Annotated in this window: 20 protein-coding genes; 7 read left to right on the top strand and 13 right to left on the bottom strand. The window is 44.9% G+C overall.

Annotated elements, in window-relative coordinates; genetic code table 11:
* Positions 1-119 precede the first annotated feature (119 nt).
* Together GF309_08415 and GF309_08410 are read right to left on the bottom strand one after the other, a co-directional pair.
* A complete protein-coding gene (locus GF309_08415; GenBank protein MBD3158794.1) occupies positions 120-485 on the bottom strand; it encodes a hypothetical protein in 366 nt (121 codons plus the stop codon).
* A gap of 126 nt (positions 486-611) precedes the next feature.
* Positions 612-3,785, bottom strand: coding sequence for a S8 family serine peptidase (locus tag GF309_08410; GenBank protein ID MBD3158793.1), 3,174 nt, complete (start codon positions 3,783-3,785; stop codon positions 612-614).
* A 298-nt stretch (positions 3,786-4,083) separates the two neighbouring features.
* Between GF309_08410 and GF309_08405 the strand changes: the two genes are divergently transcribed.
* The 3 genes from GF309_08405 to GF309_08395 all read left to right on the top strand — a co-directional run bounded on the left by GF309_08405 (position 4,084) and on the right by GF309_08395 (position 5,225).
* Entirely contained in the window at positions 4,084-4,575 is a 492-nt protein-coding gene (locus GF309_08405; GenBank protein MBD3158792.1) for a hypothetical protein, read from the top strand.
* Positions 4,576-4,668: 93 nt separating this feature from the next.
* Positions 4,669-4,974: a hypothetical protein gene (locus tag GF309_08400; GenBank protein MBD3158791.1), complete on the top strand. Its 306-nt coding sequence runs from the start codon at positions 4,669-4,671 to the stop codon at positions 4,972-4,974.
* 8 nt (positions 4,975-4,982) lie between these two features.
* Positions 4,983-5,225, top strand: coding sequence for a hypothetical protein (locus GF309_08395; protein ID MBD3158790.1), 243 nt, complete (start codon positions 4,983-4,985; stop codon positions 5,223-5,225).
* Between the two features lie 11 nt (positions 5,226-5,236).
* Here GF309_08395 and GF309_08390 read toward each other — a convergent pair whose 3' ends face one another.
* A complete protein-coding gene (locus GF309_08390) occupies positions 5,237-5,731 on the bottom strand; it encodes a hypothetical protein (protein MBD3158789.1) in 495 nt (164 codons plus the stop codon).
* 101 nt (positions 5,732-5,832) lie between these two features.
* On the opposite strand from GF309_08390, the gene GF309_08385 reads away from it, so the two are divergent.
* Positions 5,833-6,849: a hypothetical protein gene (locus GF309_08385; GenBank protein MBD3158788.1), complete on the top strand. Its 1,017-nt coding sequence runs from the start codon at positions 5,833-5,835 to the stop codon at positions 6,847-6,849.
* Here the strand turns inward: GF309_08385 and GF309_08380 are convergent.
* The 3 genes from GF309_08380 to GF309_08370 all read right to left on the bottom strand — a co-directional run bounded on the left by GF309_08380 (position 6,846) and on the right by GF309_08370 (position 9,956).
* A complete protein-coding gene (locus tag GF309_08380; GenBank protein ID MBD3158787.1) occupies positions 6,846-8,060 on the bottom strand; it encodes a hypothetical protein in 1,215 nt (404 codons plus the stop codon). The two genes, GF309_08385 and GF309_08380, sit on opposite strands and share 4 nt — an antisense overlap.
* 62 nt (positions 8,061-8,122) lie before the next feature.
* Entirely contained in the window at positions 8,123-9,055 is a 933-nt protein-coding gene (locus GF309_08375; protein ID MBD3158786.1) for a hypothetical protein, read from the bottom strand.
* 112 nt (positions 9,056-9,167) lie between these two features.
* Entirely contained in the window at positions 9,168-9,956 is a 789-nt protein-coding gene (locus tag GF309_08370) for a metallophosphoesterase (protein MBD3158785.1), read from the bottom strand.
* A gap of 175 nt (positions 9,957-10,131) precedes the next feature.
* On the opposite strand from GF309_08370, the gene GF309_08365 reads away from it, so the two are divergent.
* Positions 10,132-10,599: a hypothetical protein gene (locus GF309_08365; protein MBD3158784.1), complete on the top strand. Its 468-nt coding sequence runs from the start codon at positions 10,132-10,134 to the stop codon at positions 10,597-10,599.
* Between the two features lie 50 nt (positions 10,600-10,649).
* On the opposite strand, the gene GF309_08360 is transcribed toward GF309_08365, so the two are convergent.
* The 6 genes from GF309_08360 to GF309_08335 form a co-directional block, all read right to left on the bottom strand.
* Entirely contained in the window at positions 10,650-11,153 is a 504-nt protein-coding gene (locus GF309_08360) for a peptide deformylase (GenBank protein MBD3158783.1), read from the bottom strand.
* 66 nt (positions 11,154-11,219) lie between these two features.
* A complete protein-coding gene (locus GF309_08355; protein ID MBD3158782.1) occupies positions 11,220-11,732 on the bottom strand; it encodes a hypothetical protein in 513 nt (170 codons plus the stop codon).
* Positions 11,733-11,827: 95 nt separating this feature from the next.
* Positions 11,828-12,637, bottom strand: a complete 810-nt coding sequence (locus GF309_08350; protein ID MBD3158781.1) for an AAA family ATPase — start codon at positions 12,635-12,637, stop codon at positions 11,828-11,830.
* A gap of 357 nt (positions 12,638-12,994) precedes the next feature.
* Positions 12,995-15,202: a hypothetical protein gene (locus GF309_08345; GenBank protein ID MBD3158780.1), complete on the bottom strand. Its 2,208-nt coding sequence runs from the start codon at positions 15,200-15,202 to the stop codon at positions 12,995-12,997.
* Entirely contained in the window at positions 15,186-15,512 is a 327-nt protein-coding gene (locus tag GF309_08340) for a hypothetical protein (GenBank protein MBD3158779.1), read from the bottom strand. Before GF309_08340 ends, GF309_08345 begins: the two co-directional genes overlap by 17 nt.
* Before the next feature lie 15 nt (positions 15,513-15,527).
* The gene (locus GF309_08335; GenBank protein MBD3158778.1) at positions 15,528-15,920 is read right to left on the bottom strand and encodes a hypothetical protein; all 393 of its coding nucleotides are present in this window, start codon (positions 15,918-15,920) and stop codon (positions 15,528-15,530) included.
* A 94-nt stretch (positions 15,921-16,014) separates the two neighbouring features.
* Here GF309_08335 and GF309_08330 point away from each other — a divergent pair, with 94 nt between their 5' ends.
* Entirely contained in the window at positions 16,015-17,457 is a 1,443-nt protein-coding gene (locus tag GF309_08330; GenBank protein ID MBD3158777.1) for a radical SAM protein, read from the top strand.
* A gap of 32 nt (positions 17,458-17,489) precedes the next feature.
* Positions 17,490-18,659: a D-TA family PLP-dependent enzyme gene (locus tag GF309_08325; GenBank protein MBD3158776.1), complete on the top strand. Its 1,170-nt coding sequence runs from the start codon at positions 17,490-17,492 to the stop codon at positions 18,657-18,659.
* Here the strand turns inward: GF309_08325 and GF309_08320 are convergent.
* Positions 18,656-19,357 carry a hypothetical protein gene (locus GF309_08320; protein ID MBD3158775.1) on the bottom strand — a complete coding sequence of 234 codons (702 nt, stop codon included), beginning with the start codon at positions 19,355-19,357 and terminating at the stop codon, positions 18,656-18,658. The two genes, GF309_08325 and GF309_08320, sit on opposite strands and share 4 nt — an antisense overlap.
* Positions 19,358-19,898 lie beyond the last annotated feature (541 nt).

Raw genomic sequence — 19,898 nt, 5'->3', positions numbered from 1 at the left:
AGCGGGGATTCATTCCCCGCTTGTTTTTCATTTTTTGCTATCTCAATCTGATAGAGATTAACACATCTATTGTGATTCTGATTATGAAGAATGAGCAAACCTACATTGGATGAGTGCAGTCAAGTATTATTCCGTTTCCTTGCAAATTCCTTAACTGAATGCTTCACTCTCGAAGCCATAGTTTCAACCATAGAAGCCTCCATTTCACCTTCATAAATCCGTCTCATGATATTGCCCCTAACTTCTACGTCGAGATTACGCATACCGCTACGTTCGAAGAAGGTTTTGAGAGCAGAGGCAATAGGAATCAACACTCCGCCGGGTAGACGGCTAGATAGCAGCTCTGAACAGCAACTGCAATCAATAGACACTACAGTGTTGCCATCTTCTAACAATACTTCAATTGGCATAGAGTCTGCTGATTTGTTAATGCCCGCTAGGCTATCGGGCAAGGGTACATCGAAGCTTCCGAGCTGCTCGGTCATAGGAATCATTCACTCGCTGATTGTCTCTATTGTCGATAAAGATTGCGCCCCGTTATTAAGTGAAGGCTCTAGGCACAAAACATCTTGTATCATGATATGACAACAACCTGTCGTTTTTCAAATCTCCTATTTGGACCTGTACCTTTGGTATGCAATCCATACTATGACCATAACAACAATGAGAGAAATCATTATGGCCAGTCGCAGATAATCGGGTGTCAGTCCTGGTGTTGTAGGAGTCGTTGTAGTCGTGGTGGGTGTACTCGTAGGCGAGGTTGTAGTTGTGGTAGTCGTCGTTGTGGTAGTTGTCTCGCTCTCAACCGTGTAGGTGTAAATACTAGAAATCTCCCAGTTACCAAGTACATCGCTCGCGAAGATTCTGTATGATACTTCTGTTCCTCCTGGTAATCCAGGAATCACGCCAGTGTATGTTGAATCCTCTTTGGTCATAGTGGTGTTGTGCCAATCCGTGCCATCATTATAGGAGAGGATAACGGTGTCTACTTCAGTATCATCAGAAACAAATACGGTAATGGTGACATTTTCTTGACTGTTGGGACTTTCTGGCGTTCGATTTGGAGTACCAATAGTCGGTGGGTTGCTTTCAGGAGAAATCGTTGTATAGTTGTAGATAGAGGTGTAGTTAGTATTACCTTCAGTATCATTTGCCCAGAAGAAGTACTCTACAGAAGTATCTAGCGACTGTCCAGGTATCACCACAGAATATGTATCCTGAGTCCCCTGCATAGTCAACACAGTGAAGTTAGACCAATCATTCGTAGTATAGTTGAGCAGAACAGTGTCTACTCCAGCAGCACCTGCAGGCTCTAGAACGTCAATGGAAATAGCTACATCTCGATTGGCCCCAGGTGAAGTCGCATTTCTCCAAGGATTCACCATATCTGGTTTTACAGTGTCACCGACTGAAAACATCACCCAGCTGGTTTCATTTCCATTACCTCCCGTGTCATTAGCGAAAACGCTGTAGTAAATCGACTGGGAATAATTGAAAGGACCGATTTCCACAGTGTAATTGCCGCTGGGCTGTTCAGTCATCAATACGGTCTTGTTTTCAACCCAGCCTGTGGCATTGTATTTCAAGTACACATTCACAAAATCCGAATTATCACTCACATTTGCTTCTACTGTCACACTTTGATAGTACTCAACAGAAAGCGGATTCCTCTCAAATGAGTGAATCACTGGCGCTTCAACGTCTATGCTCAGTACGGCCGCAAGCACATCGAGCTTCCCATATCCCCACGTCGGATTGGGTACCGCGCCAGTAAATGAATCGTTTCTTGCCGTCGATTTGATGTAGTCACCAACCTCAGAACCAAGAGAGGGTGAAATCTGTAACATCAAAGCGGCGCACCCAGCTACGTGCGGGCCTGAAGCACTTGTACCACTGAAGAGCTGATAGCTGGCGAATCTGTTATCGAACGGAAGGCTCCCATAATCGTTGTACCATCCATACCATGTGGAAGCATTTGAGTAATCACTAATTATGTCATATCCTCCCGGTGCTGCCACAGCCTGTTTTTGAACCTCATCGATTCGGGGACCTCTCGATGAGAAATCTGCTATGTCGCCAATTGTTCCACCCAAGAGATCTCGGGAATGATAGCTAGCAACACTTACAGCCGAATCAGCAGTTGATGGCCAAGTTATGTGATAGTAATCAAACACATCACTTGTCCAAATAGCCCCACCAGTCCACGAGGTTTTGTCGTCGGAAATATAGGCATGAAAAGTAGTAATTGTAGGAGCCGTGATATTGAGCTGATGATATGGTCCGCCTACCGCGGTGGTTGGAAGTGAACCACCACCTGAAGTGAAAATGTGAATTGCGAGCATCTTTGTAGAACGGCTTGAAACAGATATGTAAGACTCAACGATTAGAGTCGATCCACCAAAGGCTACAGGCGCTTCGCCATTCCAATTGTCCTTCCCAGCTCCAGGATGGAGATAGATGGTATGGCTGGCAGGACCGGACCAGCTCGTGAAATCGATGACCAGACTGAAGTTACAGGTACTGAAATCGGTATCATTTACGCTAAGAACAGTGATGTAGACATCCTCGATATCACCCTCTAGATAAGGATCAGCTGCTGGCGTAGGAATATGGAAGTCTATATCATAGGGCGTATCGGGTGCAACTGTAGCATTTGCATGCTTCTCTTTGTCACCCAGATTTCCACTTGGTGAAATCACAGGTACACCGTCGTCGACAAGATCATCTATCAAGCCTGCAGCCGGAGAAGAACCATCCAGGTAATGATAGGTCCATGATCCAAACTCAGTGAGAATGACATCAGCGCCTTGATTGCGAGCATACATGAGCGCCTTCTCAACTGTAAGGCTTGTGCCACCAGAACCGAGTACTTTAATCATCATCAGTTCTGCGCTAGGTGCGGCGCCCACGTATTTTCTAAAACCAATTTGACCCCCTAGTAGAATACCCGAAACAGCTGTGCCATGGCCATCTGTATCCTCGTGAGTACTCTGTGTGAGATTCTTTCCTCTCATCCATACTTGGAGATTATCAAATCCATCTTCCTCAACAATGTACTTGGTTTTCGGAGTAGCCAGCATAGTAAGTGGCTCGCCCAGCTGAAGCTGGTCATCACCGTTTGTATCATTGACAACGAAGTAGGGTTCCCCTATCTGAGGAATACCATCCTGAGTAACATTATCAGCCCATAGCCAGTCAGTAGAGCAATTGTAGCTGCCATCCCGATCAAGGTCGATTGCATAGAGTTCCTCTCCTGTGTCAGGGTTATCGTCCCCATCCAAATCGACATAATCCGTACCATTGTCAAATACAGCGTTAGCAGGACCACTCTCTTTCCAATCAAAAGTACCACCATCTGCAAACCATAAATCAGGATGCGTCCAATCAACACCCGAATCCAAATCTGCTATGAGAATATCCTCGCCGGTCACATTCCTGTCAAGACGATCTAGCTGATTCCAGGCATTGGTTGCGTTTATTTCCGACATGGAAACATCCCTTGTAGCATGAAGCTGTTCAGGTGAGGTTTGGAGACTCCAGTCTGAAATGATGCCATGCTCCAAGCACTTTTCAAAGCCTCCCGCGGGACCTTCGAGAAGAAAGTGATTCCCTATGCTGCTTTTCTCAGGTGAAACCAAACCGAATACTACTCCAGCTTGGTCCATAAACGCAATCGTGTCACTATCGATTTCTCTTTCAATCCGAGCAACAATAGGTATCTTCGCTCCATACTCATCCGTTAGGTAATCCAAATCGAGTTTCTGTCGAGCTTGATCGCGCGGCATCGAATTCTTAAGAGCATTAGGTGAACGCACATCAGAACTAGCAGTCGATAGTGCTAACACAAATATCAGAAGCGTGCAAATGACGAATTTTTTCAAGCTGTTGACCTCTTTTAGCGTGATATGATTCAGTGATTTGCCCTGACAATAAATAGAACAAACTGAACATAGGATACTGGGAGTTTATCATATTAAAGCATTCACTGGGCAGTCAAAGAACGATTTTTCGTAACTCTCGTCTTGAAGTATTCATCACCAATATTTATCACCGTAGTCAACCTCAAGAGAATCGTGGTTCTTATTGAAAAAGGATAGCACCGGCAAGTCCGAAAATGATACCGATGTATCAGAACAGAAGCCTGGCATCGAAGAGATACAAGACCGGCTTGACCAGATATCCCGACGGCTTGAACGCGTCGAATCGTTGATTGAAAGCATAGACCCTCGAATAGAAGAGGTTTCAGAATCAGCACAGGTCATCAGAGAAGGTTTCGAATTTTACGACAGTATGGTAAGCCTGATGAGCAAATTCACACGAGCTGAACGGTTAGAATCCAGATATGGCGATTTGAAGAAAGACGATATAGCTTGGGCAATGATAAAAACACTTGATGAACGAGGGCCTTTGAATATCAGTCAGATCACTGCCGGAGTCCGCAGACAGAGAGGAACTGCTTCAAGACGAATAGTTCGGCAGCGGGTGAAGAACCTACTTGACAGAGGGATACTGATTACTGTTGATACTGATGATGATCGGGCAACATACTATGATTTGGCCGGCACGAATAAGTAAGGCTATATTTGGGTAGTATGTGCATAAAATCTGTTCACTTTTACTCAGAATGCTATTATGAAGTGACCACACTATTAGGGCATGTGAAATACAATGAAGGAAGATAAGCAAACTCCAAAAGAAGAAGCAGAAGAAATCCGAGAGATTTTTTCAGCACTGAATGAATCGATACCCAAACTGATATCGGGCCTAGTGAATAGTGTTTACAGTCCTGAAGCAGCAGCGAAGATGGCTGAAGCCATAGGTGGCTTCTACGCGAAATTGAAAGAACAAGGTCTGCCAGACGAAGTTGCGCTCAAGATGACCAAGCAATACGCTTCAGCTCTTGACTTTGGCAAAATAATGGATATGGCTCAACAAGGGGAAGAAATCGATATCTCAGCGGAAATCGAGGAGTAAGCAGAAAAATGTCCGCTCGGACAGCCCTGCGGGCCATCTTGGGGAGTGGAAAGCTACTCGCCAAAACCAGTCTTGCTATCTGGAGAGCAAAGAGAAGAGTAAAGAAAGGCAAAGACGTACTTCGGAGGAAGCTTGAGGAATTTGGTGTGCCGTCCGAGGCAGCAACAGAAGTAGCTGAAGCCTACGTTAAGTCTGCCGAAGAAGCACTCTCAGTACGGAATATGATGAGTATGGCTCGAAAGATGGAGTGATTCTCAAGCACTCACTTAGTAACAAGAACCGGACAGTCGGAACCTTCGATAACTCGTTCGGTAGAGCTACCTATGCCGGTTTTCTTCTGACCTCCGCCTCTACCCAGTGAACCCATGACAATGAGATCGACATCTCTGTCTTTTGCCTGCCGAATAATTCGAGAAGAAGGAAGTCCTTCATCGAGGATACCCTCTACTTCAAGATCGTATTCCTCAGCCTCTTTCTCATATCCCTCAATGAGACTCATTCCGTTATTGCGATATTTTCTCATGATTTCTTCCCGACTCAATTCGGACATAATGGCAACCTGGTCAACGGAAGGAGTTGGCACAACGTGAATAACTAAGAGCTTGGAACCTGTTAGTTCGCAGACCTCGAAAGCCACAGTAGCCGCTCGCGCAGAAGCGTCACTTCCGTCCACTGCAAGCATGACCTTCTTTGCTCTACAGAATATGCGACCTTCTTCGCAATGCAGGACATCAATCAATTTTCTTCCTTCAACCATACTTCAGAATATACATTCTCCTCGTAAATAGCTTGGCATCGTAATTGCCATGATACTTCAATGTTTTAAGCCATGCATGTGATGTTTTAGAAGAGTGTAACATGATGGATGCGAAACAAGCTGCTGCCAATGCCATACAAGCCGTGTTAGAAGGAAAACCTGGCGAGTCCTTGCTTGTAGTAACAGATGATGTAAGAAGTGAGGTAGGAGAGACTTTCGCGCAAGGGGGTCTTGAGCTCGGCCTATGGACAAGGTTACTGGTTTTGGAAACCGAAGAAGGTGTCTACCGCAAATCAGTTCCACCTCACCTAGTGGAAATCGCCAACTCCCCCAATCCTCCAGACATCTACATCAATACGCTTCGGGGACCAGCGCAGGAAACACCATTCAGGATTCAAATCATCAAGCTTGAGACGAGAAAGCGTAGATCCAGACTCGGTCATTGTCCAGGTATCACTATGGACATGTTAACCAAAGGTGCACTTGCCCTTACAACTAAAGAGCATGCAAAGATGCAGAGCGAAGCGGAATCACTGCTGGCCAAGATACAGGATTCGGTTTCTGTTCATGTCACCTCACCTTCCGGCTCAGATTTCACCCTGAGTGTTAAGGGTCGTAAGTGGTTTACCGATACCAAGCTAAACTGGCTCGATATGAAGTGGATGAACCTGCCGACAGGCGAGGTGTTAGTCGGGCCTGTCGAAACACAAGGAGAAGGCAAGCTTGTATCGGATCTTGCTATCGGGGGCATTGGGCCGATTGACAGTACTTTCACCATTGAGTTTGAAAACGGAGAAGTACAGAATCTCGACTGTGACGATGAAGAAGCTCTCCAGATTGTACGGGAAACCCAAGATACTGATGAAATGGCTAAGCATGTCGGCGAATTCGCATTTGGATTGAATCCAAAGGCCAGACTTGTTGAGGAATTTCTTGAATCCGAGAAACTAGGAAACGCCATCCATGTAGCCTTTGGTAACAACATGGACTACCCTGGGGAGACAGCAAACAACTCCGGCACACATCAGGATTTCCTTGTCGATGAGCCCACGGTGGTTATTACGCTGATCGATGGAACTGAATTGACCGTAATGAAAGACGGGAAACTTCAGGTTTAGAGCCAATTGTAAGCTTCTTTCCACGTAACACTAGATCCAGAGAAGGGATTGAGATAAAGGGTCCTGAAGAAGCGCTTCATCTCGTCTTCCTCTTTTGCCCGTTGGAAAGTCGGGAAAACGAAATTATTTCTGCCGAAGTAATAGGTGAAAACATAGGGCGCCCATATGTTTGGCGTGCCATCTTCTTTCTCAGGATGAATGAACTGAATCGAGCCCTTCGCCGACTTTGGTTTGCGTAGACCTCTTTCAATCAAATACTCGATTACTTCATCTTTCGGAGTTCCTTTTTCGTTGAGCATAACTGCTGCATTGATGCTAGTCATCCTTCGTAGCTTGTAGAGGGCACGAACCAACTCTTCCGTTTCGGATTCCTTGATTTCAAGGAACTCTCGGGCAGTATCTGCAGTACCTTCAGAAATAACGCAACGACCGGTATGGAGAGGTACAATACTCAGCTCCGTCCAGCCCTTCTCATGGAATGCTTTCTCTCTCCAAAGGCCCGACACATGGTGTTCATATTCATGGTAAATAACGCCTAGGAGATTGTGTCTATTGAAGGATCTATCAGTATTGAAGGCATTTATCGACTTGAAATCACCCTGATAGTAATTGTAGCCGCTCCAAGGCTCATCCTTGACAGGTTTGTAGGTGACGCCATTGTCAGTTACATCATCACCCATTAGAGAGAATACCCTTTCCTTGAATAGGTTGCCAACCTCAGTAGCCTTTTCTTGGAGTTCCCCCTCTATGAGTTGCCGTAATTCAGCTCCACTCACTTTTCCCTTTTCTTCATAGAGATAGACCCGTTCCTTTAGTGTCTGGCTCTCATCCCCCGGAAGTAAACGATCTAGATTGGCCTGAGCTTCATCTATGTCCCGCTCCGAGAAATGTTGGATATCAATATGAAACAGTTCACTAACAAGTTTGGAATAGGGAATATCCCCACCCGTAAGCCAATCGACCACAGTACGTAGTGAAGCAATCTCCCCCACAAGAAAATCTCGCCGTATATTATCGGTGATTTCGTCATTTATGACGTCATTCAGTTTATTCAATTCAGCAATCAGTTCATCGACAGGTTGAGTATCCTGCAGCTCAGGTCTTAATTCCTCAGGACCGAAATAAGCATCGACTATACTGATTCCTGTTTTCTGTTTTGTAAGATTGCCTACTCTGCCGCATAGTTCTAGGAAACTTTCACCAATGCCCATTTTCTTTCGGTTTTTGGAGAACAGGGGCAGAATATAGTTCCATCGCTTGGGATAATGGCAAACTAATATCTCTGATAATCGGTTACAGCGCTTGTTTTCAGCATATCACGCAAAATATCGTGACGATCCACATCAATTGCAACCATACCATGGGTTTCGACGCCCAAGAATCTTGCAACAATGGGAGGAGGAATAGCATCTTCGAGATCTTGAAAATTTGCTATTGCAATCACATGGTCTGGTAATATATTTTCGAATTCTGTAAGGAGTTTCTTTCCTTCGACTATTCCGTCCTCCGTGCTTTTCACAACAAGGGCTGCAACATCTGCGCGGGAAAGATAAGATTTCCAACTGTTCCTGTATTGCTTACCCCCCGGCAAATCATACAGCATTAGCAAGTGGTTTGCGATTTGAAACCACTCATCCTGAGGACCGGTTACGCGCTTCTCAAGAATCTGGCGGTATTCATTGAGTTTAGGGACAACGTTGGTCTTAGTGGTCTTGGAGTAATTGGTTACAACTGAACCGGTGCTAGCAAACTGGAAGATTGATGTCTTACCGGTCTCGCTTGCTCCAAATAGAACTATTCTCGTATGTTCGAATATGTATTCGTTAACCGCGGAGATAAGATCTCTCTTTTCAATTCCAGAAAGGGAATCATATCGGAATTCATCATATCGCGATTGAATCTCCTTTAGAATAAGACCGGCACGAACTCTCAATTTCCCTTCCGATTCTCCTTCATCTCCGGCAAGAGCAATTGCTGTGTTTTCATCAAGTGCAATTGCAAAAGTCCGCGTTATGTCATCTTGACACGTTTCGGTGAAAGTTGGCACCCTGAGAGGTCCCAGTTCAGGATCTACAGAGTAGCTTTCTTCGGAGGCCGCTCGATCAACCAAATCAAGAATCATATCGGAATCAACAGAGAAAGTGGAATGGCGGAGTCGAAGCTGTTCTGTGTTATGTGGAGATAGCAAGATTGCCTCGAGTATCATACATATTCCGCCAACGAGGGTTTACTGGTTCAAACACGTTATAGGTCAAGTTGATATACCCCGCCTATAGGCTTTATTGCGATTTAGATGGTCTAACTGAATCAGTTGCGCATCATTTACGAAGCTCGCAGCTGGCGAAACTCTTGGATGCACCTTCCCGTTCGCGGAGGGTGAATCTTGCTTCTTCAGGGCTCACTTCAACCACGGTATAGACCTGTGTGTTAGCCCCTCGAATTCTGCGTGAAAGCAGTGTTCCCGTAGTATAATGAACAACATCATTGAGCCTCCACATCCAGGGAACATGTCGGTGACCATTCAGGACAAGGTTGCATTTGGATTCGTCAAGCAATCCCAACAAATCACCGGCGTCTTCAACAACATTGTGCTCTCGACCGGTGTGAGGCACTGGAACAAGATGGTGATGTAGAGCAAATATTCTGACTTTTCCCTCGCTCTCACTAAAGAATTCCCGGATTTCTCTATACTTCGCGCGCCCTACATGACCTGCATCATTGTCCGGTTCTGCACTATCTGCGGCGTAAAGGGCAATATTCTCGTCCTGGTAGGTTTTGAAACGCTCTCCGAAGATTTTCTCAAACTGAGCGGCCCCGTAGTTTCGTTCATCGTGGTTACCAGGAACTATAACCATTGGTACATCTACACTATCGACTACAGCAGCGAAGCTTTCATACTCTTCCCGTAGGCCACCGGAAGTCAAATCACCTGTGATAAGCACCAAAGGTGATTCTGTCTCAGAAGCAAGTTCTCTTACCTCATCAACTGCACGCTGAAACTCGCCAACGTTGACACCCTGTTCTCCGATGTGAATATCGCTCAAATGAAATATGGAAGTCTTGCTCATCTTGTCCATCTCCTCTTTGCCATCACTCGCATTATACATCGAAAGGTAATGACAAATAGATTTTGGAAAGCAATGTGCGCAATCTCATATTGCGAAAAACTGTATTACATCCACATCCTCCTTATATATTAATAATAATTAAGCAATATATTGAGGCTAAAGGCTATTGGAAACCATCATTGCGATATTTCGAAACTCGCGGAAGTTTCCCAATTTGTATCGAAGAGAGAGCAATGAGAATAGTGAGAGCAATTCAAACGAATATACCCAAGTAGCAAGAATGAAACGGATAGAGAAACAGATTCCTGAATACGATCTTTTCATAACTGATCTTCGCCTCATATGTGGGGTGGTTTGGTGTGGAGAAACCGACATGCCCCAAGGGACAATAGGTTATGAGACGCCTGCTCTCCAGGAGTATATTCGGAAGAAACGGGAGCGTCGTTCTCAATTTGAAGGCAAAAGCCCAGAGGAAATTTTGGCCATGCATCCATTGTCGCTTTCAATAAAGTATGGTGAAATTGATAGCGTAGAAGCGCATTTGGGTTTCTTCAACGCGAGAGTTGAAATCATAACTAATAGCTTCGATATCAAGAATCCGCTTAAAATCCCTATCGACAGAGAAAGACATGAAGAAGCACAGCTAATTCTGAGAAGCATCTTTGATGATAATGCTTTGTAGCAGTATGAGAGACTGCCTTGGAGTATCTGACGAAAGCAACGACATGTAAATCATTGTTGTAAGAGGTCCCGTTGAGATCGTAAAGCGAAAGACTTGGAATCTAATGCTCTCTGGGTTGCAAGAAGTCCGTTTAGATGATCGATTTCATGTTGGAGCAGCTCAGATTCATCATCTGTGTATTCCGCTCTGATTCGCTTCCAATCTGTATCACGATACTCAACCGTGATTCTGCGATGTCGCTTGACTTTCACCAGCAGATGTGGAAATGACATGCAGTCATCCCATAGCTCAATCATTTCCTTGCTTCGATCCACAATCTTCGGGTTAAACAATACAACAGGTTCATCTATGTTAACGTAGACAGTACGTTTGAATTCACCAATTTGTGGTGCTGCAATTGCCCTACCTGCCCCCCATTCATTTCTAAACTCCATTAGTGTATCATGAAGGTCTTCTACAATCGCGTTCACTTCGCCGAGTTCTTCCCTAGATACGGGGTCGGACTGTGCATACAGTTTTGGATTGCCCAGTAGTAGAATCCTTCTTGCTGGCATGGTTGTAGAATCCCAGTCAAAACGAAATAGTAATCATATACAAATCTAGTTATTCGTGTAGGCCGATTAAATATGATAGACTGTTCCATCAGCCGAATTTCGAACCTGGATTTTTCCTAATTCAACCAACTTATCTAGTTGTTCTGTGGCGGTAACTAAGTCGACACGAAGTGTCTTTGCCACCTGTTCTGGAGATATCTCGTTTTCTCGCAAAACAAGTTTTGCCACGTTTTGCAATTCAGTTGGTGATTCGACAATGCTCAAACCGTCAAGTGGGTCAATTTTCGAAGGCGAATCATGTATCGTTAGTTTTCTAGGAAGCATATCTTCAAGCGCTTCATCAAACTCACTGAATTGATCAGAGTTGTAATCTCCATTTCTAATATCTCCAGCGAATTTGCTGATGAAACTCAGTGCAATCTGTTCAAGAGTTCTGCCAGGAATTTCTCTTCTGTGATCAGCCAGTACTACGACGGTAACAGGATTCTGAGTGAAATGAAATATATAGCGGTCATCAGCCTCGATTCCTTGAAGCTGATTACCAACTGCTTCTCTGCTGAAACTTGATATTGCAGACATGAAGCTACTCACCATAAAAGGGTCAGTTTCGCTTGAATCGAAAGTTTTGGAGTAAAGCAATATACCGCCCTCGGTCAAAATGAAGACCGCTCGAATCAAATCTGTTCACCAATTGCACTTGTAGCATAGTTGGCCACTATGGAGAGTCTACTCACCACCATTTTCAAATCTGTTACAAATCCAAGACTAGGCTGGGTCAGAGCATGAATCTCAACTCCCATTCCAAGAGGAATTTCAGGATAGTACTGCAGATATCCCGAAATCACAGAATCTTGACCACAAGACTCCTCAATTGTTTCCTCCACTTGAGACAGGCGTGATTTTTGCATCATCTGTGAAGGAACCATATTGAAGAGCAATGTGGTTTCTTTATCAAGACGGTTATAGAGTCCTTCTCGGAGCTGAATAGTTCCATCGATGTCGAAGTTGTTTACTCTACATAAGACCAATGTCAAATCACAGGCCACAATGGCGTTTACGGTGCATGAATGAATGCCTGGAGAGCAATCCATGATGAAGTAATCAATTCCTTCATCGCTTAGTTTCTCTTTAAGATACAGAAGACGTGCCAAGGCATTCTGATACCACTCTCGATCATGCTCTAGATTCTGTCGAATCACATCTATTCGTGAGTCCCCAACTCCTACTAATAGTCTTCCAGGTAGGTCAAAAGCTGATGTTAAATCTGTAAACAGCTCGTGGTAGTCAATTTCTCCAGACAGATACTCGTGGACAAATGCTGACTTGGATTTTGTTCGGAATATTGTATGAATCGTTGGTGACCAGAAATCCATGTCAAGAATAGCTACATTATTGCCATCCTTCGCAAGAAGAGCAGCTATATTGGCGCTAATTGTCGTCCTTCCGGTTCCACCCTTGTAGCTATGCAATGCTAGTGATTTCATGTCGATTCACTGGACATTGGCACGATGTAGAACCCGGCATATCAGTGTTTCAGTGTAATATCCTTTCAAGCAATCGAGTCATTAGTTGATAGCACGAGCGAATCAGTGCTGAACACACGATAAGCAGGAACATGAAAAATCCTTTAGTCGGATAGACTGCGAGTTAACAATCCAATTAGATTCCTCTCTTACAATCTGAAGGACGAATACGCAGCCCCGAATGGCCATGTATCAACGAATAGGGAATGCAACGGTTTATTGGTTTTCTAAGGATGCCGAGCATCTCATCAATCTTTGCCGAAAGATTTTCGCTATTCAGTGGATTCCCCCAAAGGTGTTTCGCGTTCCGTGCTACCCCTATCTGAACCCACCGGATACACAAGCTGAGTGACAAGCACTATGACAGGCGGAGTGGCAGACACATGCACTATGACATGCTGAATGGCAAGCTGAATGACACGCATCATGGGATACGCACGCAGAGTGGCAAGCATCGTGTGACACACAGCGACTGGTACCTTCCACAATCGGTCTCAGAGGCTCTGTAATGATAGAACCAACATTCTTCATGATATCTCCAATTGTCTCAGTGACATTGGTCATAATCTCTCCGGTCGTCTCAGCGATTGCTGCTGCACCCTCGGCAATCTGAGTTATGGTGTGTCCTGTTGCATCAGAAACATCACGGAACCATGCAGGTATTTGAGGTGTAGTAGTATCACCTGGAGTTGGAGAGACAGCATCAGGAAGATCATCATGGCGCTTGTTCATATATATCCAGTACCATGACCAACCATGATCTCTATAGGTGCCATCGAAATAATAATCCGTCCGTCCAGACACAGTAGGCTGTGATTCCAATTCCTCCCATGCACCGTTCACTCGCTCTTCATGGGCTTCTTTTGTTGCTTCAAAATCCGCATCCCACGATTTCTTCTGCACCCTGTCAGCTAACTCGTCTATCATAGCATCTACTTTTTCGGGGTCCAGCTCATTGTCCTCGATAGCCTCGACGAACATTTTCTCATAGTAGGTCAGGTCTTCGAACTTGATGCCAGTTCTGCTGAGTCTCAACGGCTCATCTGAGATAATCCTGATGACACCTTTCCGTACGCATGACATCATAATCATAGTGACGAGTTCTTGACGTCGTCTGTTCACGAAGAAAGCCGACTCGATAGGATCCAGTTCAGCTACAGTTCCGGGTTCACCAAAAGTCTCAATGGTAATCTCAGGTGATTCATAGGCGACCGTTGTTGTTTCGTCAGCATCCCATTTCGCACCATAGCTAGCGGTAGCTGTCTTGTATCCGTAAAAAGCCAAACCAAATAGAACTAGCGAGCCACCGCCAAATATTCCAATTACTGCTGCTATATCAGGGTCGATTAGAGGGGGCACAGACTCTTGTACATAGATATTGGCGGTACTGGTTACCCAATCCGTCTCATTGAGATTCGTTGCGGTAATTTGGAATGTTACTGTTAGAATAGCAGGTACATTCTCCGCATTGATTGTATAAACCAGATGTACGCTCTCTCCACCTACCAAGCTGCCAATATACTCTGAACCCGCGCCATCAACCAAAGTGAGGTTCTCTGACAGAGATATGGTAACTGTTACACCTTGCAATGCTTGATCGCCAATATTGTATATATCTATTGGGAGCTCGAAATTCTGTCCGCCTTCCACATTGATATTCTGTTCCACATTAATTCCAAGTTGACCAGGCATCAAGTATGGTGCATAGAAGCTCCAGTTTGTATAGTGGAATACTCGAAAATGATCCTGAGCTAATAAACCAGAAGACTCCAGACTGACACTGAAATTTCGGTGCGGGGGGGAGGAATCAGATGGATAAGCGAGGAGATTTACCTCGTCGAAATCCCTTGCGGCACCACCAGAAGCTTCAATCTGTTGCCTGTAATCTTCCACATAACCAGCATAATCTGCTCCGTCCGGTGTAATGCCACCCCCAGTTTCAATCCACGAAGAATTCATGGTAATCGGATAGATTACCCGTACATTCTCATAATCAACTGGAAGGCTCCATTGAACAGGTGCCCAATTAAATACTCCAAAGTCAGACGTTACTTCTTCCCCTGATCCCTCGAGTTCAAGGGTAGCGGTGGTTTGTTCGATCACCCGTTCAGTACTCACGTAACCGAACACAACGGTAACAGACTCACCTTCTTGTGTTCGTGGTGTCCAATCAAGCTTGTATCCTTCTGAGACCGGGGTAACAACGAGTGGGTATGTTTCCCCTTGATATTCGATATACGCCCGCCCTTGGTCATAATAATTGGATTCCTCAATGCCATAAAAATCGAAACCACCAATGGAACCGCTTATCACAGAAAAGGTCATAAAATAGGTGACGTTGATTCGGCCATTTGGAAGCACGAAAACGTCAACCAATATTTCATCAATGTTGACTTCAGTATCCTGTGCTGGTTTTCCAGCTGTACTAACTGCCGGTGACAAGATGACTGTCAAAAGAACAACAAAAACTAGGCACTTGGAACTCATTCTCAAAGCGTGTCTATCCTCCTTACTTGTACTCCTCATTCAACTCTATGGCTTGTTCACGCAGGGTGTCTTCCGCTTCTTTCAGGCGGGCAGTGGCTTCCTCGATTGGTTTGCTTCTACTTTGCCAATCCACTCCCTCAAGCAGCTTCCGAAGAGCCACCAAATCATCCACACAATTCATCAGTATTGTTGAAAATGGAGCATGCATACGCCCGAACAGGTCTCGCTTTGCTAGAAAACCCTTTAGCACCTGTTCCACAGTTGAGTCCACATCTTCAAATACATCTGACCGTTCAATACTGTTTGCAAGCAGATCGTAAATGACTGACGATATCTCGACAGAAGGCATCCTTTTGTGCCTCTCTCATTCCCTTCTTCTAGCTCGCAGGATTTCCGCTTGTGCAAATGTCAGACTCGACAAGTCTGCTTTTGCTTCAGCCCAATCCACCAAATCAGGAAACTCCTGAATCATCCCTCCCCAGACAAGGTGATATGCTCGCTTCAGAATAGTCTGTACGTCATTACCCTGACCTACGTATTCAAAGAAGGCTCTGATTTTGGCTGGAGACTGTCTAGAAAGCTCCTCTGGGACTTCGGTTCCAAAGCCTGAAAAAATAACGCCGATTTCTCGCAGCACATCCGATCTCTCCCTGATTCCAGCCGCAATAACAGGCAAATCCATATCAAATGCTGAGAATTCCATAATCAACTTGTTATCCTTCACTTCGCCATAGGGCAAGGTCGTCTTTTTGCTCATATCAAACACCTATCTTCCTCACCACTCTGGTGGAAAATAGCTAGATAGCGTTTTCGGCCGTATCGCCTTTGTCTTCTCCAATACTCTTAAGTCGATGCTCCAGGGTATCTCATTGATGACCAGTCAAGGATATGCTTACACGCTTGAGGATCTACAATGGGTTCCGAAATTCATGAGTGAGGTTAGTGAATACTTCTACGTCCGTGAAGAAGACCAACTTCTCATTCTACGCCCCAACAAGGTAATGAATTTGAATCAGACAGGCGTGAAGATGCTGAAAATGCTCCTAGATGGAAAAGACCCAAAATTCGTTGTAGACTACTTCATCAAGAATGTGAGTGCAGAAAGGCAGCAAGTATTGAACGATTTAGCAGATTTTGTGACCGACCTTCGAGAAATGGTAAGCGGTAACCAGAACATTTACACATACAGTACAGCGAAAATTGTCCCCTTTGGGCACGGTGAGACCAAATTCCCCGTGCTTAGTGAAATAGCCGTCACATACCGCTGTAACAACAAGTGCAAGTTCTGTTATGCATATTCTCCTTATCGGGAATCAGGCGAAATGAGTACTGAAGAAATCAAACGTGTCATCGATATCATTGTAGATGATGCAAAGGTTCCAAGTCTTTCATTTACAGGGGGAGAACCAACACTCAGACCAGATCTTTTCGAACTGATTCAACATGCTCGTAAGAAAGGACTTAGAGTGAATCTAATCACGAACGGGCGGAAATGCGGCGACAGCCAGTATGTTGAACAGTTGGTTGAAGCGGGACTTCATAGCGCACAGGTATCCATAGAAGGGTCGAATGCGGAAGTTCACGACTCTATCGTTGGGGTTCCAGGAGCATTTGAGGAAACAGTGCAGGGAATTAGGAATCTAAGAGAGACGGACATCTATACGCATTGCAACACAACCATTTGTAAGCTCAATGTCCATGATTTAGAAAATCTGGTGGATTTCCATGCTGAAGAATTGGGCCTCACCTATTTTTCGATGAACATGGTCATTTATACTGGCTCAGCTGCCAAGCTCCGTGATGAACTGCAAATAACTTTCTCGGAAATCGGGGAAATAGTAGAGAAGGTACAGAAGAGAGCCAAGAAGAAGGGTATTGAGTTTGTCTGGTATGCCCCAACCCCCGTATGCCTTTTCAACCCCATCGCTCATGGTCTGGGCGCCAAGCATTGTGCATGTTGTGAGGGGTTGCTCTCGGTTGATGCAGAAGGCAATCTCCTGCCTTGTTCGAGCTTCAGTGAACCGGTGGGTGATTTGCTTCATGATGGCTTTGAAGAAGTCTGGTACAGTAGAGCCGCAAAATTCTGGAGGGAAAAAGAATTTGCCCCAGAGGGCTGCAAGTCTTGTGAGTATTTCCAGTATTGTTATGGGGCATGTCCACTATATTTCGATGTTATGGGGTTTGATGAAATCAAGCCTTTCTGGCCCGAGAAGAACAGAGTTTCAAAGAAGATTGACGAGATGAGATTGAAACTGAGACGACGAATCAAAGGGGATCAGCACGGAATCACTTGAACTATGAACAAGTCGAATGGAGAACAAAATCCATGCATATTCATGATGTTCTAACACCAGCAGCAGTAGTTGATTTGGAGCGAGTAGAACGGAATATCGCGAGTATGGCAGAATTCGCTACTAAGAATGGGGTCAATTTGCGCCCACATGTGAAAACTCACAAATGTTCCGAGATTGCGAGGATACAGAAGAAGTACGGATGTAACGGAATCACAGTAGCAACGCTGGGTGAGGCACTAGCATTTGCTGAAGCTGGCTTTGATGATTTGACACTCGCCAAACCATTTGTTCTAGGAAAAGAGAAAGAATCAATCAAACTCGCGAAGAAAGTTTCGCTGAATCTTCTTGTTGATCATCCTCAAACTGTAAAAAGGTTACAAAAAGCGGCCAGAGAAGAAAAGATAACTCTGAAGGTGCTTTTGAAGGTCGATTGTGGATATCACCGCTGTGGTGTTGATCCATCGCGTCCAGAGAGTATTAGAGTTGCAGAAAGCATCGACAATGCAGATAATCTAGTATTCGAAGGAATTCTGACCCATGGAGGTCACTCATATGGCGCCATGTCCGCTTCAGAGATTCAGAGAATCGCGAAGAAAGAACAGGATGTCATGATTCGATTTGCGCGCGATCTTGGAAAAGCTAGACATTATCTTAAACCAAAAACTGTGAGCATTGGTTCAACGCCAACAATGACTCAGACGCGGGAAATCAAAGACGGCATTACAGAAATACGTCCGGGAAATTACGTTTTCTTCGATTACACCCAAGCCATATTGGGCTCTTGCGACATTAACGATATCGCCCTTAGCGTAATGTCCACCATAATCGGGGTCTACGAGGGAAGAGTGGTTGTTGACGCGGGGGCCACGGCCCTCTCAAAGGACCAGGGTCCTGTTCATGTAGCTCCTGAATGTGGATATGGGAAAGTCATTGAAAGCTATGAAAAGAGTGAGTTAGATGACAAAGCATCAATACAAAGCTTATCCCAAGAGCATGGCAAAATTCGCCTTCAGAAAGGCTCAGCACTGCAGAGTCTAGAACCGGGTTCCAAAATCAGAATCGTTCCAAATCACTCCTGTCTTGTAGCAAACTTGTTCAATCACTATCATGTGTCGGAAAAAGGCGAAATCACCCAGAAATGGAAGATTCACCGTGAACGTCTGAGTGATAGCCCATTTCATTCTGAAGCACATGAATGTTAAACATCAAGCCGATTGACATTCATTCGCCCACAGTAAGGACATTCCTCCTCTTCTCCAGGAAGGACTGGTTCTGGCAGTTTACCCCCACAGTGTGTACAGAATGTAAGTGCTCGAGGTAGTTCCGTAACAGCTTCTTGGGTGTAGACAACATTGGAACCCGTGTCCACGGTACCCCTGAAGTTTCCAGATTTTGATAATTCGTTCAATGCTTGAACTACCTGTTCCCTATTTGCTTCTGTGACTTCAGAAATTTCAGCAAATGACATTCTCCGCCTTGCGTGAAGAAGGTGGAGAATGCTTTCTTCGAGTTCTACTGAACGAGGGTCAACAATCTCGTTTGAACTGACGTCCAGATAGACTAATGGAAGTTTCTTCTTTGCCATTTCTTCAGCAGCTTCAACCACAGTCAGACGATTGGACTCAAGACTGCGAGCAGCTTCATCCACGCTGATTCTTCCCTCGGTCCGAACAAGACTAGCCAATCTATCCTGAATCTTCCCAACCTTTGCACTTCGTGACCCTTTTGCAATAAGCCACAGACCAATTGCCAGTTCCGGGAATGCCAGGATACCCCAGACAATCAATCCAGAAGCTAGTACTGTAGTAAAAACACCCTCTATGGCTAGAGTTGCGTTCCAAACCACTATGGTCATAGCAGCAGACAAGATTACGAGCACCATACCAATAAGTTGAGTCACGCGTGGATTCATCATTAACCGAAATCAACCATGTCAGAAACCACAATTATACATTATGGGAGCTTGGAAGAGCTGAAAAATGAGTCAGCGAAAAGTATTATTGATGAAGTATCAGTACTAAATATCAACTTAAATGCCCTATTCCACTACGAAATCATAGAATCATTTAAGTGGAGCCGCACGTACACCGAACATACAGCAAAAAGGAAGTGAAGATAACTTTGGGTATAGACCGCGAGGGAGCAACTTCAGCAGCAATCTTACGTTTTGATAAGGACAAGCCGGTACAGTTTCCAGCCAAGTTTATCGCAGACATAGGGGAGAAGGCCGCATTATCAGTGCTGCATCACAAAGATCGGGTACTGAAAGTATTTCCAGTGGCGAGTGAAGACATCTATTTGCTTAGGGTCGAAATTAGCGATTTGTCTCGGAATTTCCTGAAGCAGTTGAACTTTGCTTTTAACGATGCCAAGCTCAGTGATATTATATTCACAACTGGGGTATGCCTTCGAGGCGAAAAATGTTACTATGAGTGCTACTT

It is taken from the genome of Candidatus Lokiarchaeota archaeon (assembly GCA_014730275.1).
In the GTDB taxonomy this organism is placed as follows: domain Archaea; phylum Asgardarchaeota; class Thorarchaeia; order Thorarchaeales; family Thorarchaeaceae; genus WJIL01.
Note: the sequence above shows the minus strand (reverse complement) of the source record. Positions and strands in the feature narration are given on the sequence as shown.

Excerpts from the sequence above, each read along its gene's own strand:
- GF309_08415 (MBD3158794.1), bottom strand. The coding sequence starts at position 485 with ATGACCGAGCAGCTCGGAAGCTTCGATGTACCCTTGCCCGATAGCCTA.
- GF309_08410 (MBD3158793.1), bottom strand. The coding sequence starts at position 3,785 with ATGCCGCGCGATCAAGCTCGACAGAAACTCGATTTGGATTACCTAACG.
- GF309_08400 (MBD3158791.1), top strand. The coding sequence starts at position 4,669 with ATGAAGGAAGATAAGCAAACTCCAAAAGAAGAAGCAGAAGAAATCCGA.
- GF309_08395 (MBD3158790.1), top strand. The coding sequence starts at position 4,983 with ATGTCCGCTCGGACAGCCCTGCGGGCCATCTTGGGGAGTGGAAAGCTA.
- GF309_08390 (MBD3158789.1), bottom strand. The coding sequence starts at position 5,731 with ATGGTTGAAGGAAGAAAATTGATTGATGTCCTGCATTGCGAAGAAGGT.
- GF309_08385 (MBD3158788.1), top strand. The coding sequence starts at position 5,833 with ATGATGGATGCGAAACAAGCTGCTGCCAATGCCATACAAGCCGTGTTA.
- GF309_08380 (MBD3158787.1), bottom strand. The coding sequence starts at position 8,060 with ATGGGCATTGGTGAAAGTTTCCTAGAACTATGCGGCAGAGTAGGCAAT.
- GF309_08375 (MBD3158786.1), bottom strand. The coding sequence starts at position 9,055 with ATGATACTCGAGGCAATCTTGCTATCTCCACATAACACAGAACAGCTT.
- GF309_08370 (MBD3158785.1), bottom strand. The coding sequence starts at position 9,956 with ATGTATAATGCGAGTGATGGCAAAGAGGAGATGGACAAGATGAGCAAG.
- GF309_08360 (MBD3158783.1), bottom strand. The coding sequence starts at position 11,153 with ATGCCAGCAAGAAGGATTCTACTACTGGGCAATCCAAAACTGTATGCA.
- GF309_08355 (MBD3158782.1), bottom strand. The coding sequence starts at position 11,732 with ATGTCTGCAATATCAAGTTTCAGCAGAGAAGCAGTTGGTAATCAGCTT.
- GF309_08350 (MBD3158781.1), bottom strand. The coding sequence starts at position 12,637 with ATGAAATCACTAGCATTGCATAGCTACAAGGGTGGAACCGGAAGGACG.
- GF309_08345 (MBD3158780.1), bottom strand. The coding sequence starts at position 15,202 with ATGAGGAGTACAAGTAAGGAGGATAGACACGCTTTGAGAATGAGTTCC.
- GF309_08340 (MBD3158779.1), bottom strand. The coding sequence starts at position 15,512 with ATGCCTTCTGTCGAGATATCGTCAGTCATTTACGATCTGCTTGCAAAC.
- GF309_08335 (MBD3158778.1), bottom strand. The coding sequence starts at position 15,920 with ATGAGCAAAAAGACGACCTTGCCCTATGGCGAAGTGAAGGATAACAAG.
- GF309_08330 (MBD3158777.1), top strand. The coding sequence starts at position 16,015 with ATGCTCCAGGGTATCTCATTGATGACCAGTCAAGGATATGCTTACACG.
- GF309_08325 (MBD3158776.1), top strand. The coding sequence starts at position 17,490 with ATGCATATTCATGATGTTCTAACACCAGCAGCAGTAGTTGATTTGGAG.